General features: G+C 62.4%; 14 protein-coding genes. 4 read left to right on the top strand and 10 right to left on the bottom strand.

All coding sequences use genetic code 11. From position 1 onward, the window contains the following. Positions 1–23: 23 nt before the first annotated feature. From HL657_RS02975 to HL657_RS02945, 7 genes are all read right to left on the bottom strand, one after another. Entirely contained in the window at positions 24–1,052 is a 1,029-nt protein-coding gene (locus HL657_RS02975) for a 50S ribosomal protein L10 (RefSeq protein WP_317295344.1), read from the bottom strand. Then, the gene (locus tag HL657_RS02970) at positions 1,053–1,694 is read right to left on the bottom strand and encodes a 50S ribosomal protein L1 (protein ID WP_317295343.1); all 642 of its coding nucleotides are present in this window, start codon (positions 1,692–1,694) and stop codon (positions 1,053–1,055) included. It lies immediately after the preceding gene. 51 nt (positions 1,695–1,745) lie between these two features. Continuing rightward, entirely contained in the window at positions 1,746–2,222 is a 477-nt protein-coding gene (locus HL657_RS02965; protein ID WP_317295342.1) for a 50S ribosomal protein L11, read from the bottom strand. Between the two features lie 194 nt (positions 2,223–2,416). Next, positions 2,417–2,890, bottom strand: a complete 474-nt coding sequence (locus HL657_RS02960; protein ID WP_317295613.1) for a transcription elongation factor Spt5 — start codon at positions 2,888–2,890, stop codon at positions 2,417–2,419. Positions 2,891–2,895: 5 nt separating this feature from the next. Continuing rightward, positions 2,896–3,105, bottom strand: coding sequence for a protein translocase SEC61 complex subunit gamma (locus HL657_RS02955; RefSeq protein WP_250986631.1), 210 nt, complete (start codon positions 3,103–3,105; stop codon positions 2,896–2,898). A gap of 6 nt (positions 3,106–3,111) precedes the next feature. Further along, positions 3,112–4,209: a cell division protein FtsZ gene (ftsZ, locus tag HL657_RS02950; protein ID WP_317295341.1), complete on the bottom strand. Its 1,098-nt coding sequence runs from the start codon at positions 4,207–4,209 to the stop codon at positions 3,112–3,114. Further along, the gene (locus HL657_RS02945) at positions 4,206–5,519 is read right to left on the bottom strand and encodes a D-aminoacyl-tRNA deacylase (RefSeq protein ID WP_317295340.1); all 1,314 of its coding nucleotides are present in this window, start codon (positions 5,517–5,519) and stop codon (positions 4,206–4,208) included. The genes ftsZ and HL657_RS02945 overlap by 4 nt, the downstream gene beginning before the upstream one ends. 94 nt (positions 5,520–5,613) lie before the next feature. Between HL657_RS02945 and HL657_RS02940 the strand changes: the two genes are divergently transcribed. The 3 genes from HL657_RS02940 to HL657_RS02930 are packed head-to-tail and all read left to right on the top strand — an operon-like array spanning position 5,614 to position 8,899. Further along, positions 5,614–5,796 carry a hypothetical protein gene (locus HL657_RS02940; protein ID WP_317295339.1) on the top strand — a complete coding sequence of 61 codons (183 nt, stop codon included), beginning with the start codon at positions 5,614–5,616 and terminating at the stop codon, positions 5,794–5,796. Continuing rightward, positions 5,793–6,995 carry a molybdopterin molybdotransferase MoeA gene (locus HL657_RS02935; protein ID WP_317295338.1) on the top strand — a complete coding sequence of 401 codons (1,203 nt, stop codon included), beginning with the start codon at positions 5,793–5,795 and terminating at the stop codon, positions 6,993–6,995. The genes HL657_RS02940 and HL657_RS02935 overlap by 4 nt, the downstream gene beginning before the upstream one ends. Next, positions 6,989–8,899: a molybdopterin biosynthesis protein gene (locus tag HL657_RS02930; RefSeq protein ID WP_317295337.1), complete on the top strand. Its 1,911-nt coding sequence runs from the start codon at positions 6,989–6,991 to the stop codon at positions 8,897–8,899. Before HL657_RS02935 ends, HL657_RS02930 begins: the two co-directional genes overlap by 7 nt. Here HL657_RS02930 and HL657_RS02925 read toward each other — a convergent pair. Further along, complete coding sequence (locus HL657_RS02925; RefSeq protein WP_317295336.1) at positions 8,826–9,308, bottom strand: TIGR00725 family protein; 483 nt, start codon at positions 9,306–9,308, stop codon at positions 8,826–8,828. The genes HL657_RS02930 and HL657_RS02925 overlap by 74 nt on opposite strands. Positions 9,309–9,466: 158 nt before the next feature. Here HL657_RS02925 and ileS point away from each other — a divergent pair, with 158 nt between their 5' ends. Then, positions 9,467–12,643 carry an isoleucine--tRNA ligase gene (gene ileS, locus HL657_RS02920; protein ID WP_317295335.1) on the top strand — a complete coding sequence of 1,059 codons (3,177 nt, stop codon included), beginning with the start codon at positions 9,467–9,469 and terminating at the stop codon, positions 12,641–12,643. On the opposite strand, the gene HL657_RS02915 is transcribed toward ileS, so the two are convergent. Continuing rightward, positions 12,626–13,360, bottom strand: a complete 735-nt coding sequence (locus tag HL657_RS02915; RefSeq protein WP_317295334.1) for a tRNA(His) guanylyltransferase Thg1 family protein — start codon at positions 13,358–13,360, stop codon at positions 12,626–12,628. The genes ileS and HL657_RS02915 overlap by 18 nt on opposite strands. 41 nt (positions 13,361–13,401) lie before the next feature. After that, positions 13,402–13,665, bottom strand: coding sequence for a PRC-barrel domain-containing protein (locus HL657_RS02910; protein ID WP_317295333.1), 264 nt, complete (start codon positions 13,663–13,665; stop codon positions 13,402–13,404). Between the last annotated feature and the right edge of the window lie 46 nt (positions 13,666–13,711).

Here is a 13,711-nt window from a genome sequence, read left to right as displayed (position 1 = left end):
ATTCACCTCTTTTTGAAATGATATTAGCCGAAGAGAGCGCCGAGACCGGCCATGCCGCCCTCTTCATCCTCTTCCTTCTTCTCCTCTTCCGTCTCTTCTTCCTCGGGCTTTTCCTCGGCTGCCGCCGGGGCTGCTGCCGCGGGTGCCGCAGCGGTCGCAGCCGATGCGGCTTTCAGGGTCGCCTCATCGAGCTCGAACCCACGGCCCTGTGCCGCGAGCGCGACGGCCAGCATCTCGCGCTGTGCCCGCCCGATGATCAAATCGACAATATCCTTCTCGTAGATGCTCGCCTCGACACCCACGTTCCGGGCTTCGCGCACCGCCTTGCCGATGATGGCCGCGACGGTGAGCCTGGTCGGGATGACAGCGTTAACCGAGAGGTTGAACGCCTGCTGGGCCGCGAGCACGATGTTGTTCGCGTAGGCGTCCTCATCGATAGCGAGCAGGTCCGGCGTGAAGATGGTCTCCCGGTAGTATGCGGCCTGCAGGATGAGGCCGACATCCATCGGCTTGACACCGAGTTTCACGAGAGCTTCGGCAACCTTCTTGTTGATGACCTCGCCCTTCTTCACGACCGTCTTCGTCTCACGGATCTTGACCTTTCCACCCTCAATGGCTGCGGGAATGCCCACCTGCTGAAGCTCGCCCACGATCGGGCCCGGCTTGAAGCTGGTCGGACCCTTCGGGATGACGATATCCTCCGGCGCAGTCTCGCCGGGTTTCGCCGCCATCTTCGTCTTGGTCTTCTCAAGCAGCTTGAAGAGTTTGAACGGGTTCTCGTTCGTGAAGATCAGGGCGCTCTGACCTTCGGCGTGGTCGTTTAAGGACGCGACGCTACCGCCGAGCTCGTTCAAGGCGTGCTCGATCAGTGTGTTGCGGGCCATCTTCACCCTCGCCGTGCCGCGGAGGTTCCGCCGGATCTGCTGGACCTGTGAGGCGGGAATGCCGTACATATCCACGACACCGACGAGCGTGTGCTCCTCGATACCGTGCTTGATCTCTTCTACTTCTTCCCGCTTCCACCGGGGCAGATGGTGCGTATAGAGTGCCATCTAGATCACCCTCACTGCTGGCCCCATGGTCGTCTTCACGTAGACCGAGTGGATGTTCATCGTTCCGCTCTCCAGGACGGACTCGACCCTGTGAAGGACGGCGTCGATGTTCTCGGCGATCTGCTCATGCTCCATCCCGGAAGTTCCGACCTTCGTGTGGAAGACCTTCTTGTCCTTCGTCCGGATCTTTACGGAACTTCTCAGGCGCTGAACGATGGGCCGGATATCCATTCCCTGCGGAACCGGCATCGGCATCCGTCCACGCGGACCGAGCCGGACACCGAGATAGCGGCCGACGAGAGGCATCATTGCCGTCTCGGCAAGGAAGAACCGGTACTCTTCCGCCACCTTACGCGCTTCCCGGGGTTCGCCCCCGAGCCGCTCGATCTCCTCAGGTCCGATGATCAGGTCCACATTCACCTCTTTTGCCTGGGTGACAATGTCGCCCTTCCCGAGAACTGCGATCTTGACGTTGTCAAAACCGTTCGGGAGATGAATCGTCTCATCAATACGATTCTTGGGCTGGGACATATCGATATTCCTGAGGTTGACGGTGATATCCACGCTCTCCTTGAACTTCCGTTCCGGAGCCTTTGAGAGGGCCGTCTTCACGGCTTCCTGTATAATGGTTTTGTCAACCATCCTTTGCCTCCATAGTACACGACCTCATGATCTTCTATGGTTGTCTGACATCTATGCGACGAGTACGCCGTCGTACTCCCCGTCATTGATGGCCTGGATCATCTCGCGGGGCTTCTTCCCCTCGACGGTGACACCGACGCTCACGCACGTTCCGAGGACCTCTTTGACCGCGGACTTCAGATCGTACGAGAGCATGCCATCAAACTTCATACGGGCAATACGAACGGCGGCCTCCAGCGGCAGATCTCCTGCCACCAAAGCACCCGGCTCTGCCGAACCCTTCCCGATACCGGCCTCTTTCATGACGAGCGCCGTCGTGGGCGGAATACCCACCTCAATCGTGAAGTTCTTCTTATCGTCGACCGTGACTGTCACCGGCACCTGCATGCCGTTGAATTCAGCGGTTTTCTTGTTAATCTCGTCGACGACAGCCTTCACGTTGATACCGAGAGGTCCGAGCGCAGGGCCCAGAGGCGGACCTGCTGTTGCCTTGCCGCCGGGTACCAATACCTCGACCGTTTCTGCCATACAAGTTCACCAGCTTATTATTCCTCAGGGGAATAGTTGCCTGGGTTATCTAAGGTCGACGTAAGAGGATTTAAAGGATGGTGCCCGGGTGTCGCACGGGCACCACACACATACATGCGCTCAGCCGATGAGAAGCACATCGGCGGCGGTTCTAACGTTCTTGCCGAACAAAAAAGAAGATAAACGTGTATTTCTCAACTGGCGTCTTCCGAGCGCTCCACAACACGGACGGAATCGCCGCGGACCGTGATCGGAATGGGAACCATACTCTCGTAGAGTTCGACCGTGATCTCTTCCTTTCCGGAATCGATGCGCTTGACGACTGCCTTCTCGCCCTTGAATGGGCCGGCGATGATCTCGACGATAGTACCCTCGGTAATGCCGCTGACAACCGGTTTCGGCACCAGGAAATGCTCCACCTCAGAGAGAGCTGTCGAGCCCTGCACCACCGCGCGCGCATGTGGGATCAACTCCACCAGCTGCTCTATCCGGGCGATGGAATCAGGGCTCTCCACGAGGACGTAGCCCTTCAGTTCCTCGGGAACCATGACGGCCATCACGTGGATGTCTTTCTGCTCGCGGGTCACCTTCTCGATGTTGTCGGCAACCGTCCGCTCCTGCTTTGCGGTCGTCTTGATCGCGTATACTCTGTTTGCGCTCTCAGCCATATCCATCATTTGGGCAATACCAGCAGGATCTCGTATATAATAAAGCCGACAAGGCCGATGAGCATGATCCCGGCCGCCGCCACGATGGCGATCTTGGAGAACTCATCGCGGGTTGGCGTCCGTGCCAGTTTCAGCACGCGCCAGTACTTCTTGAAGAGTTCCTCCTCGATCTTGAACGACTTTACTTCCTCCAACGTCTCTTTATAATCCATCATACCGGCTCACTTCAGGAAGTCGATCTCAAACTGTTTCATCATGCGTGGCATACTCTTTTCATTTCTCCCATATATTTGTGGTGACCGGACGCCGGTGACCACGAGCAGCGTACGCATCTTGCCCTGCATGTCAGGGTCGACCTGGGCACCCCAGATAATGCGGGCATCGGGGTCGATACGGTCATATACCTCCTGAATGACGCCTTCAGCCTCGGACATCGTCATATCGGGTCCGCCAACCACGTTGACGAGCGCGGCCGTCGCGCCGGAGATGTCGACGTCGAGCAGCGGGGAGCGCAGCGCCTTCTTGACCGAGTCGGCGGCTTTGTCCTCGCTATCGCTCTCTCCCATGCCGATCATCGCGACGCCTCCCCGCTCCATGACGGTCCGGACATCGGCGAAGTCGAGGTTCACAAGCCCGGGCATTGTGATGAGCTCGGTGATGCCCTTGACCGCTCGCATCAGCACCTCGTCCGAGACCTTGAAGGCGGCGTGGAGCGGAAGCCGGGGCACGACCTCGAGCAGACGGTCGTTGGGGACGACGATGACGGTATCCGCCACTTCGCGGAGCCGCTCGAGACCTGCCTCGGCGTTCTGCCCCCGGATAGCGCCTTCGGCCGTGAACGGCAGGGTGACCACCGCGATGGTCAGGGCACCCTCTTCCCGTGCTGACTTCGCCACCACGGGTGCGGAGCCGGTACCGGTGCCGCCCCCAAGCCCGGTGGTGATGAAGACCATGTCGCAGCCCTCGACTGCCCGCTTGATGTCGTCCTCGTTCTCGAGGGCCGCCTCCTCGCCGACCTGAGGGATCGAGCCCGCACCAAGGCCGCGGGTCCTCTGCCTTCCGATGAGAATCCGGGTCTCCGCCCGGGCCCGGATAAGGTGCTGAGCGTCGGTGTTGAGAGCGATCAGCCGCGCCCCGTTGATGCCTTCCTCCGCCATCCGGGTGACCGTGTTCGAACCGCCGCCTCCGCATCCGACGACTGCGATCTCCGTCCGGAGCTCCATGAGGACATCCTCAAGATCCTTGTCGACCTCTACGGGCTCTGCAAAGCGCTGCTCCTCTCGCGCCCGTGAAAGTGCCTCTTCTACGATGGATTTCATATGTATCTCTCCAATCCCGGGATATGTATCCGCTTTACGCTGGTTGTCTGCACTGCATCGGGTGTGATCATCCGCCCTTCAATCTCAACCGCTTTCCCGCCGGCAAGCATGCCGAAGAGCGGTCCCTTTGAAACCCCGTGTCTGCGCGCCTTCTCAGGGTCGAACCGCACCTTCCGGAGGACGAGGTGATCACCGTCGATAGCAGCATTTTCACAGATAAGTAAGAGTTTTACACACAGGGTAGTTATATCACTTGCGAGTCGGGACACCCCATTTTCAAAGCAGATGAACGTCGGTAGAACTTCTGTAGAACCTTTTGAAAGATGGATGACCGGCAATCCGTCAAGGCCCATGATAAACCCGGACTTATCGATTTTTAGTACCTCTTCAATAAGATCAGGAGTTATCAGCACCGTAACGGGAGTTCCTTCCCCTGTAAGATCGTGGATACAGATGCGTGACCCGGGAGCGATCTCTTCAGCAAGAGCCCTGACCCGGAGGTAGGTGGCCCACTCGAGGCGCGAGGCTTCCTGGACCTCCGACTCGGAGAGGACAGGGAGCCCGGTGTCGTCGAGCATCCGCTCGATCCGTCTGACCTCATCGTTAGAGAGCGATTTTTTGTCGATATACGCGGCCACGGCACCGCCCGCCGCCTGCATCGCTCGGAGGAGGGTCGGATTGACGGCACCGATCTGCCGTGCCGGAGCAATGTGCCCGAAGGCGCCCCGGGAGGAGAGGGCGATCTCGGTTTGCCGCACTGCGTAATGGGTTCCGCCGAAACCGAGGAGGTTGATCGTCTCCTGCGGCTCCGCGAAGAGGATGCTCTCCGCTACTGCCCTTCCGGCGACCGGATCGGCCCATTCGGTCGCGGTCGACCCGATCTCGACGAAGAGCGACGGAGTCTTGAGCGCCGTCGGACCGTGGTGCGTCACCTCATAGGAGACCCGGTACCCCTCCGGAGCCCGGGCGGCGAGGTTGCCGAGGATCGCGTGCATCCACGCGGGAGCTGCCGGAGCAAGTTTCCCGGGCTCCCCGCCGAGGTCGGCGGCCTCGTAATTGCCGGTGACGTGCACGGTCAGGGCGGGCGTCGGGTGTACGCTCGAGTGCCGGGATATGAAGAGGATGAGATCCGCATCGATCTCCTCGTCGATCCGGGCCTGGTGGATCAGCCTTCCTGCGACCTCGCAAAACGTCAGTTCGTGCTGTTCCGCAAGCGGCCACCGCCCGCCTGCCGCGAGCAGGGTCTCGAGATGGTGTTTGATGTTTACCCCCGCAACGTCTTCTCTTGAGTTAATCAGCGCGATCCGCATTGATATGTACATGGGCGGGCTGCATGGTAAATGGTAGTGCCTGACTGGCTCGATAGTAAATCCTATCTCCCTTCAGGCAGAATAAGTGAGTACTATGGATGAAGACAAGATACAGGAAGCATTCGAGGCGTACGGTATAACAGATGAGATCACCTGCCCGCAGGCGTTCGAGATAGCGGAGAAGTACAGCATCCCGAAGATGGACATTGCCCGATACTGCAACCAGCGTGAACCAAGAATAAAAATCAGGGGCTGCCAGCTGGGCTGCTTCAGATGAGCCTCTTTCTCGAGGTCGTTTCTGTCAGCGAGGCCGTGGAAACGGTGCGGAGGATCGCGCCCCTGCCAGGGTGCGAGGAAGTTCCACTCGAAGACGCGCTCCACCGGGTCCTCGCGAGGGACGTCCGCGCCGATATCGACATCCCGGGATTCGACCGCTCGACGGTCGACGGCTACGCGGTCGCCGCGGCCGAGACCACCGGGGCCTCCGAGGCCATCCCGGCGATGCTCCAGTGCCAGGGCCGGGTCGGAATGGGAACCGCGGATGCAGGGGTGGTCTCGCGAGGAACGTGCCTGTACGTCCCCACCGGCGGTGCTCTCCCCGGGGGCGCGGACGCGGTGGTGATGATCGAGCACACCGAACAGATCGGAGACGACGTCCTGATTCATCGTCCGGTGGCGCCCGGTGAGAACGTGGTATTCCGGGGCGAGGACTTCGGAGCAGGGAGGGTGATCCTGGAACGCGGGCGCGTGCTCTCGCCCCGGGAGATCGGGGTCGCCGCGGCCGTCGGCGCCGACCGGGTCGGTGTGGCAAAGATGCCAAAGATCGGGATCGTATCCACCGGGAATGAACTCGTCCCCGTCGTCGAGACCCCGGGGCCGGGGGAGGTGCGGGACGCGAACTCCTACCTCGCTGGCGCCTTCGTTACGGAGCGAGGCTGCCACCCGGTCTATTTCGGGATCGTCAGGGATGAGCGGGCGGTGCTGAAACGGGCGATCGCTTCAGCGCTTGATAGGTGCGACGCAGTCCTGGTCTCGGGCGGGTCCTCGAAGGACGACCGGGACAACACCGCGGCGGTCATCGCGGAACTCGGCAAGGTGCTGATCCACGGGATCGCCCTCGCGCCAGGAAAGCCGACCATCATCGGGACAGCACGGGGAAAACCGGTCATCGGGCTCCCGGGGCACCCGGCCTCGGCGTTTGTCGTGCTCGTCGCCGTCGTCGACCATCTGCTTGCGGCGATGCGGCAGACCGCTGTCTCCTGGCGGACCATCCCCGCACGGCTGACCCAGAACATCCCCTCCGCCCGCGGGCGGGAGGACTACGTCCGGGTCAGTCTCAGCGGTGGGGAGGCGACACCGGTCTTCGGGAAGTCAGGGCTCCTCAATACCCTGGTGCAGAGCGAAGGGCTGGTGCGGGTTCCGGCATCGAGCGAGGGGTTCGAGGTCGGCGAGGAGGTCGAGGTGATCCTGTGGTGAAGCGCTACCTCTCAGTCATATCGCTCGCAGAGGCGCGGGCGCTCGTGGAGCGCTCGTTTACGGCGATTCCTGGGGTCGCCCGGGTTCCGGTGAGTCCCCGAATGGTGGGGAGGATCACCGCAGAGCCCATATTCGCCCGGTTCTCGGTCCCCGCCATCCACCTCTCGGCGATGGACGGGATTGCGGCGAGAAGCGCCGATACCATCGGGGCGAGCGAGCAGAATCCGGTGACCCTCCCTGATGCAACGAGGGTCAACACGGGAAACATCGTCCCGCCCGGCTACGACACAGTGGTGATGATCGAGGATGTCTGGGTTGGGTCGAAGTCTGACGACGTCGCCCGCTCCGCTCCCGTGGAACGTCGCGACGGCGAGACCTACACCGTCCGAAAGCCGGTCAGCCCCTGGCAGCACGTCCGCCCGGTCGGCGAGGATATCGGCGAGTCGGAGATGATCCTCCCGAGGGGGCACCGGATCCGGCCGCACGATGTGGGAGCGCTTGCGAACTACGGCGTCACGGAGGTTGCGGTCCAGAACGTCCGGGCCGGCCTGATCCCCACCGGGAGCGAACTCGTGCCGGCTGGCGAGATGCCCCCGCCCGGAAAGGTGGTGGAGAGCAACACCCTGATGGCCGCGGCGGTCCTCGCCGGGGTGGGCGTGGAGGCGCACCGCTACCCTATCGTCCCGGACGACTACGATACGATCCGTGACGCCGTCCGGCGCGGCGTCGCGGAGAACGATATCCTGCTCGTCTCGGCGGGATCGTCCGCCGGAACGCGGGACTACACCGCCGATATCATCCGCGACCTCGGCGAGGTGCTGGCGCACGGGGTCGCCATCAAGCCGGGAAAGCCGGTGATCATTGGCAGGGTCGAGGGAAAGCCGGTGATCGGGCTCCCGGGCTACCCCCTTGCGGCGGCGACGGTGCTCCGCGAGCTTGTCATGCCCCTCGTCGCCCGCTACGGCATGCCCGGCCGCGAGCCCGGGCGCGTTGCCGCCCGGCTGACTACGAGCCTCCAATCGGATATCGGAACCGACGAGTTCGTCCTCGTCTCAACAGGGAGGATCGATGAGCGCTGGGTTGCGGTCCCGCAATCACGGGGCGCGGGAGTCCAGATGAGCGCGATACGGGCGAACGGCTACCTGCAGATCCCCTCGCAGAAGGAGGGGGCTGAGGCCGGGGAGACCATGGACGTCCGGCTCACCGTCCCGCGCGCGGAGGCGGAGGAGGCGGTGCTCGTCACCGGCAGCCACGACCCCGCCCTCGACTACCTGGCTGACCTGGTCCGGCCGCGCGGGGTCGATATCCACTCCACCCATACCGGGAGTATGGGCGGGGTGATCGCGCTGAAGAAGCAGGAGTGCCACGCAGCGCCCATGCACCTGCTCGCGCCCGACGGCACCTACAACACCCACTACCTGGAGCGCTACATGCCCGGAGCCGACCTCGTCCTCCTCTGCGTGGCGGAGCGCCAGCAGGGTGTCATGTCACGCGACGGCCTCGGATTCGGCGACCTGCCCGGCCGGATGTTCGTCAACCGGCAGAAAGGATCCGGGACCAGGATGCTGCTTGACCACCATCTCGCACAGCGCGGCACCGACCCGGCGTCCATCCCCGGCTACGAGCGCGAGGTGACGACGCACCTTGCGGTGGCGCTTGCCGTCCGGACGGGTGAGGTCGACGCGGGGATGGGGGTCTACAGCGCCGCGAAGGCGCTCGGCCTCGCATTCGTCCCGGTGGCGACGGAGCGTTACGAACTTGCGATGCACCGTGAGATGCTCGACGACCCGCGGATCGCGGCCCTCATCGAGACAGTCGCCTCGGAGGAGTTCAAGAAGATTCTCCGGGACCTCGGGGGCTACGAGACGGCCGAGACAGGCGTGCTGCGCGAACTGCGAGGATGACCGCCTCCTCGGGCGTTGCGCAGACAAACACCCCCTCTATCTTCCAGGTCTGAAGGCCGAAGACCGGCTTTCCCGTCTTGAGCGCAATGGCAATCTCCGAGAGCGTGCCGTAGCCTCCCCCGACGGCGATCACCGCGTCGGCCGAGTTGACCAGGACGACGTTCCTCGCGTGGCCCATCCCGGTACGGATGACGATATCGAGAAAGGCGTTCCCCTCCCCGGTGTCCGGGAGGATGCCCACGGTCGTTCCGCCGGCCTCTTTTGCCCCCCTGCAGGCGGCCTCCATCACCCCGCCAAGGCCGCCGCAGCAGACGGTCTCATGGTTGCCGGCGATGAGGTAGCCGATGGTCTCCGCCGCTTCGTACTCCTCAACGGAACAGTCCCCCCGCCCGATGACTGCAATCTGCATGGGGGAGATGTCGGGGGGTTGGGAGATAAAAGAAGGGGTGGGTTAAGGTGCAATGAACGTCGCACTTCGCGTGAGTCTGCACCACTCCCTATAGTACAAAACGCTTTGTCTCCCAACAACAAACGGTACACCAGAGTGCTGAATATGAGGGATACGAGGTGAAAGAAGTCACCGGCAGTTATAACCCGCGCGAACTTGAGGCGGGAGTCCAGGACTACTGGAAACGGGAGGATACGTATGCACGAGTTCAGGAAGTGCGAAAAGATGGAAAAGCGTTCTTTTTCGTCGACGGGCCGCCGTACACCACCGGCCACATCCATCTCGGCACCGCCTGGAACAAGATCATAAAAGACGCTATCCTCCGTTACCACAGGATGCGGGGCGCTAATATTATCGAGCGGGCCGGTTACGACATGCACGGCCTCCCCATCGAGGTGAAGGTAGAGCACCAGCTCGGGTTCACCTCCAAAAAAGACATCGAGGATTACGGAATCGCCGCGTTCATCGAACAATGCCGGACGTTCGCCGTGACGCATATGGAGATCATGAGCGACCAGTTCCGGAAACTGGGTGTCTGGCTCGACTTCGACAACCCCTACCAGACGATCAAGGAGGAGTACATTGAGTCCGCGTGGTGGACGATCCAGCGGGCCGAAGAGCGCGGGCTCCTCGAGCGCGGCCACCGGGTCGTGAACTGGTGCCCCCGGTGCGAGACGGCGATCGCCGACTCAGAGGTGGAGTACTGGGACGAGACCGATCCCTCCATCTTCGTCAAGTTTCCGATCGCCGGGCGCGAGAACGAGTATCTGGTGATCTGGACGACCACGCCCTGGACGCTTCCCGCAAACGTGGCGGTAGCGGTCAACCCCGCGTTCACCTACGCGCGGGTGCGGGCGATGAAGGACGGCAACGAAGAGATCCTCTGGATCGCCGACGAACTCGTCGAGTCCGTCCTGAAGATGGGGCGCTACCAGGACTATACCGTCCTCGAGAGAGTTAACGGCAGCGACCTCGTCGGAACGGAGTACGAATCACCGCTCGCCGGCCAGGTCCCCCACCAGGCGGAGATCCGGCACCGGATTGTTAAAGCCGATTACGTCGCGCTCGAGAACACCGGTCTCGTCCACATCGCTCCCGGGCACGGGTGGGACGACTACCTGATCGGCATCCAGGAGGGGCTCGAGGCCTTCTGCCCGGTCGACGCCGGCGGGTGCTTCACCCAGGAGGCAGGGGCGTTTGCGGACATGTATGTCCGGGACGCAAACGATCTCGTCATCGATGCGCTCGGCGGTTACCTCCTCGCCCGGCGGACGATCACCCACCGCTACGGCCACTGCTGGCGGTGCAAGACCCCCATCATCTACCGCGCGACGGCACAGTGGTTCCTGAAGGCCACCGAGATCCGCGAACCGATGCTGCAGGAGATCACGAAGGTGAAGTGGTACCCCGAGTGGGCGGGGAGCGCCCGGTTCCACGACTTTGTCAGGGACTCCCGCGACTGGTGCATCTCCCGGCAGCGCTACTGGGGCATCCCCATCCCCATCTGGCAGTGTGAGCAGTGCGGCGAGCGAACCGTCATCGGCACCATCGCCGAACTCGAGGAGCGGTCGGGTGCGAAGGTTCCCGATCCGCACCGCCCCTACGTGGACGAGGTCGTCATCCCGTGCTCATGCGGCGGGGAGATGCGCCGGGTCGACGACATCTTCGACGTCTGGTTCGACTCGGCGGTCGCGTCGTGGGCGACCCTCAGGTTCCCCAGGAAGCGCGAGGCCTTCGACCGTCTCTGGCCGGCGGACTTCATCACCGAAGGGCAGGATCAGACCCGGGGCTGGTTCTACTCCCAGCTCGGGGCGAGCACCGTGGCGTTCGGCCGCGCTCCGTATAAGAGCGTCCTGATGCACGGGTTCGCTCTCGACGCCGAAGGGCGCAAGATGAGCAAGAGTTTCGGCAACGTGGTGACTCCAGAAGAGGTGATGAACCAGTTCGGTGTCGACGTCCTCCGGTTCTACGTCCTCTGGGCGAGCGCCCCGTGGGACGACCTGAAGTTCAACTGGGACAGCGTCAAGACCATTCACCGGACGCTTAATATTCTCTGGAACGTCTACCGGTTCCCGCTCCCATACATGGTTCTCGACTCGTTTGAGCCGGCATTTGGGGAAGGAAACCGGTGGGACGACTCGTTTGTCCAGGCTAATATCTACGATATGCCGGAGGAAGACCGCTGGATCGTCTCCCGAATAAACTCGCTTGCACGGACCACGGCCGAGGACATGCAAGAGTACCAGCTCCACAAAGTGACACGGGCGCTCGCCGCCTTCATCCTCGAGGACCTCTCCCGCTGGTACGTCCAGCTCGTCCGGCCGAGGATGTGGCTCGAGGAGGATTCGTCGGAGAAGCGGTACGCCTACGAGACCGTATATTACGTCATGCGCCGCCTGACCGCGCTCCTTGCGCCGTTCACCCCCCACATCGCCGAGGAGATCTACGGCAACCTCCGCCTTGCGGGCGACCCGGAGAGCGTCCATATGCTCGACTGGCCTGAAGCGGACGACCTGCTGATTGCGCCGGACCTCGAGAGCGCCATGGAGGTTGTCCGATCGTTCGACGACGCGGTCGCCACCGCCCGGCAGAACGGGAGGCGGAAACTCCGCTGGCCGATCTCCGAGACCGTTGTGGTCACCGGGAGCGACGAGGTGAAGACGGCTCTCGAGGACCTGAACGAACTCGCCCTGAACCGCGCAAATTCCCGGGCGGTCAGGGTCGTTACCGGAAGATGGGACCGGATCCTCTGGCAGGCCGAACCGGTGATGCGGGCGATCGGCCCGGAGTTCGGCAAGGAGGGGCCGAAGATCAAAGCGCTGATAGAGAGAGCGGACGGCACCGCCCTGAAAGCCGCCATCGAGCGGGACGGAAAGGCCGAACTCGACGGCTACGAGATCGCCGGACGCCATGTCACCTTCGCGGAAGCCCTCCCCGAGGGTGTTTTTGCCGCGCCCATGAAGGACGCGACGGTCTACGTGGATGTCACGCTTACCCCGGCGCTGGAGGCCGAGGGCTACGCCCGCGAGGTGATCCGGCGGATCCAGGAGATGCGCCGCCAGCTGGACCTGAACGTCGACGATTTCATCGTCGCGGCCGTGGATATCGCCGACGAACGGGTAGCCTCGCTCATCGGAGAAGAGGCGTGGCAGAAGGAGATCGCTGGCGAGGTGCGGGCAGCAACCCTCACCGTCCACCGCAACGGGGAGAAGCCAGCGGAAACCTTTGCCCTCGAGAAGGACTGGGACGTGGAAGGCGTTCAGATGCAGATCGGCATCTCACGCGCCGGTGAGTGACCGGATCAGGGCCTCTCCCTCCGGGGTTGAGAAGAGAGGTGTCTCCTCCGGTTCCCGGATGCAGGTTCGCACGGCCTCGACGGTCTCCCCCGTCAGGGGGTTGTAACCCTCTTTTAGGCACTCGTCCCGGTAGAGAAGTGTCCCCCGCCGCTGCCAGGCCGGCGTCGCCGCCAGGTTGACGCCCCGCTCGAACATCATCTCGTGCATCTTCTCGGATCGCATCCCCCGGAGCGCCGCAGCGGCCTCCCGGGGACTCATTCCCTCCTCGATCAGCGCGTTCTGACAGTAGGCGTTGATGTGGTTCCTCCACGCCTCGTTCTGCCTTGACTTAAGATACTCGACCACAAACTCTCTCGCCGCGGGGATCGTCCGGGCGTCGAACGCAAGGGGCTCCGTACACCCGAGCTCGAGCGTGAGCTTGCTCGCCGCAACCGCGGCGGTCACGGAGTCGAGTTTCTCCACCCGCCCGGAGAATGGCAGCGCGTTGAAGTAGAGGCTGATCTCGTCGGAGAAGGTGTAGGCAAACGCAGGAGACAGACCGCTTTCGGTGAGGAGGTAGCGGCAGACCGCCCGCATGCTTGCAGAGAAGGCTGGATCGAACGGCCTTTTGAGACGAAGCGCACGTGCCAGGCGGTGAAAGGCGCGGCCGTCGAGCCGGACAAAAACAGGGGGGAATATCGTGAGGGTCGAGAAGATCTCACGCTCTTTCGTATCCATATTCTATCTGCAGGGTGCCACGGACAGACCGGACATCACGCTCAGTCTTCTTTTGCCGGGGATTTGAAGAGCCCGGGGATGTGGCGGACGATGACGATATCTCCGACACTCTTTACGATGCGGAAGGGAATCTGCATTCCGGCGTAGCCTTTGACCTCGCCGATCTCGGGGTTGAGCTCGCCGACTGCAAGGGCGTCGATCTTTTTCTGGTCCACGTCGAGCACGACGTCGTCAACGCTCCCGATATAGACAGCCCTGTCGGTGTAGACGCGCAGTCCGAACATCTCTGTAATCTGTGTTCTCATCGGTATCCTCTGAAGGTATATTACTATAAATGATAAAAAGATACTC

The sequence above is a fragment of the Methanoculleus nereidis genome, from assembly GCF_032944295.1.
GTDB classification, from domain to species: domain Archaea; phylum Halobacteriota; class Methanomicrobia; order Methanomicrobiales; family Methanoculleaceae; genus Methanoculleus; species Methanoculleus nereidis.
The sequence above is the reverse complement of the archived record's forward strand: the minus strand, read 5'-3'. Positions and strand labels throughout refer to the sequence as shown.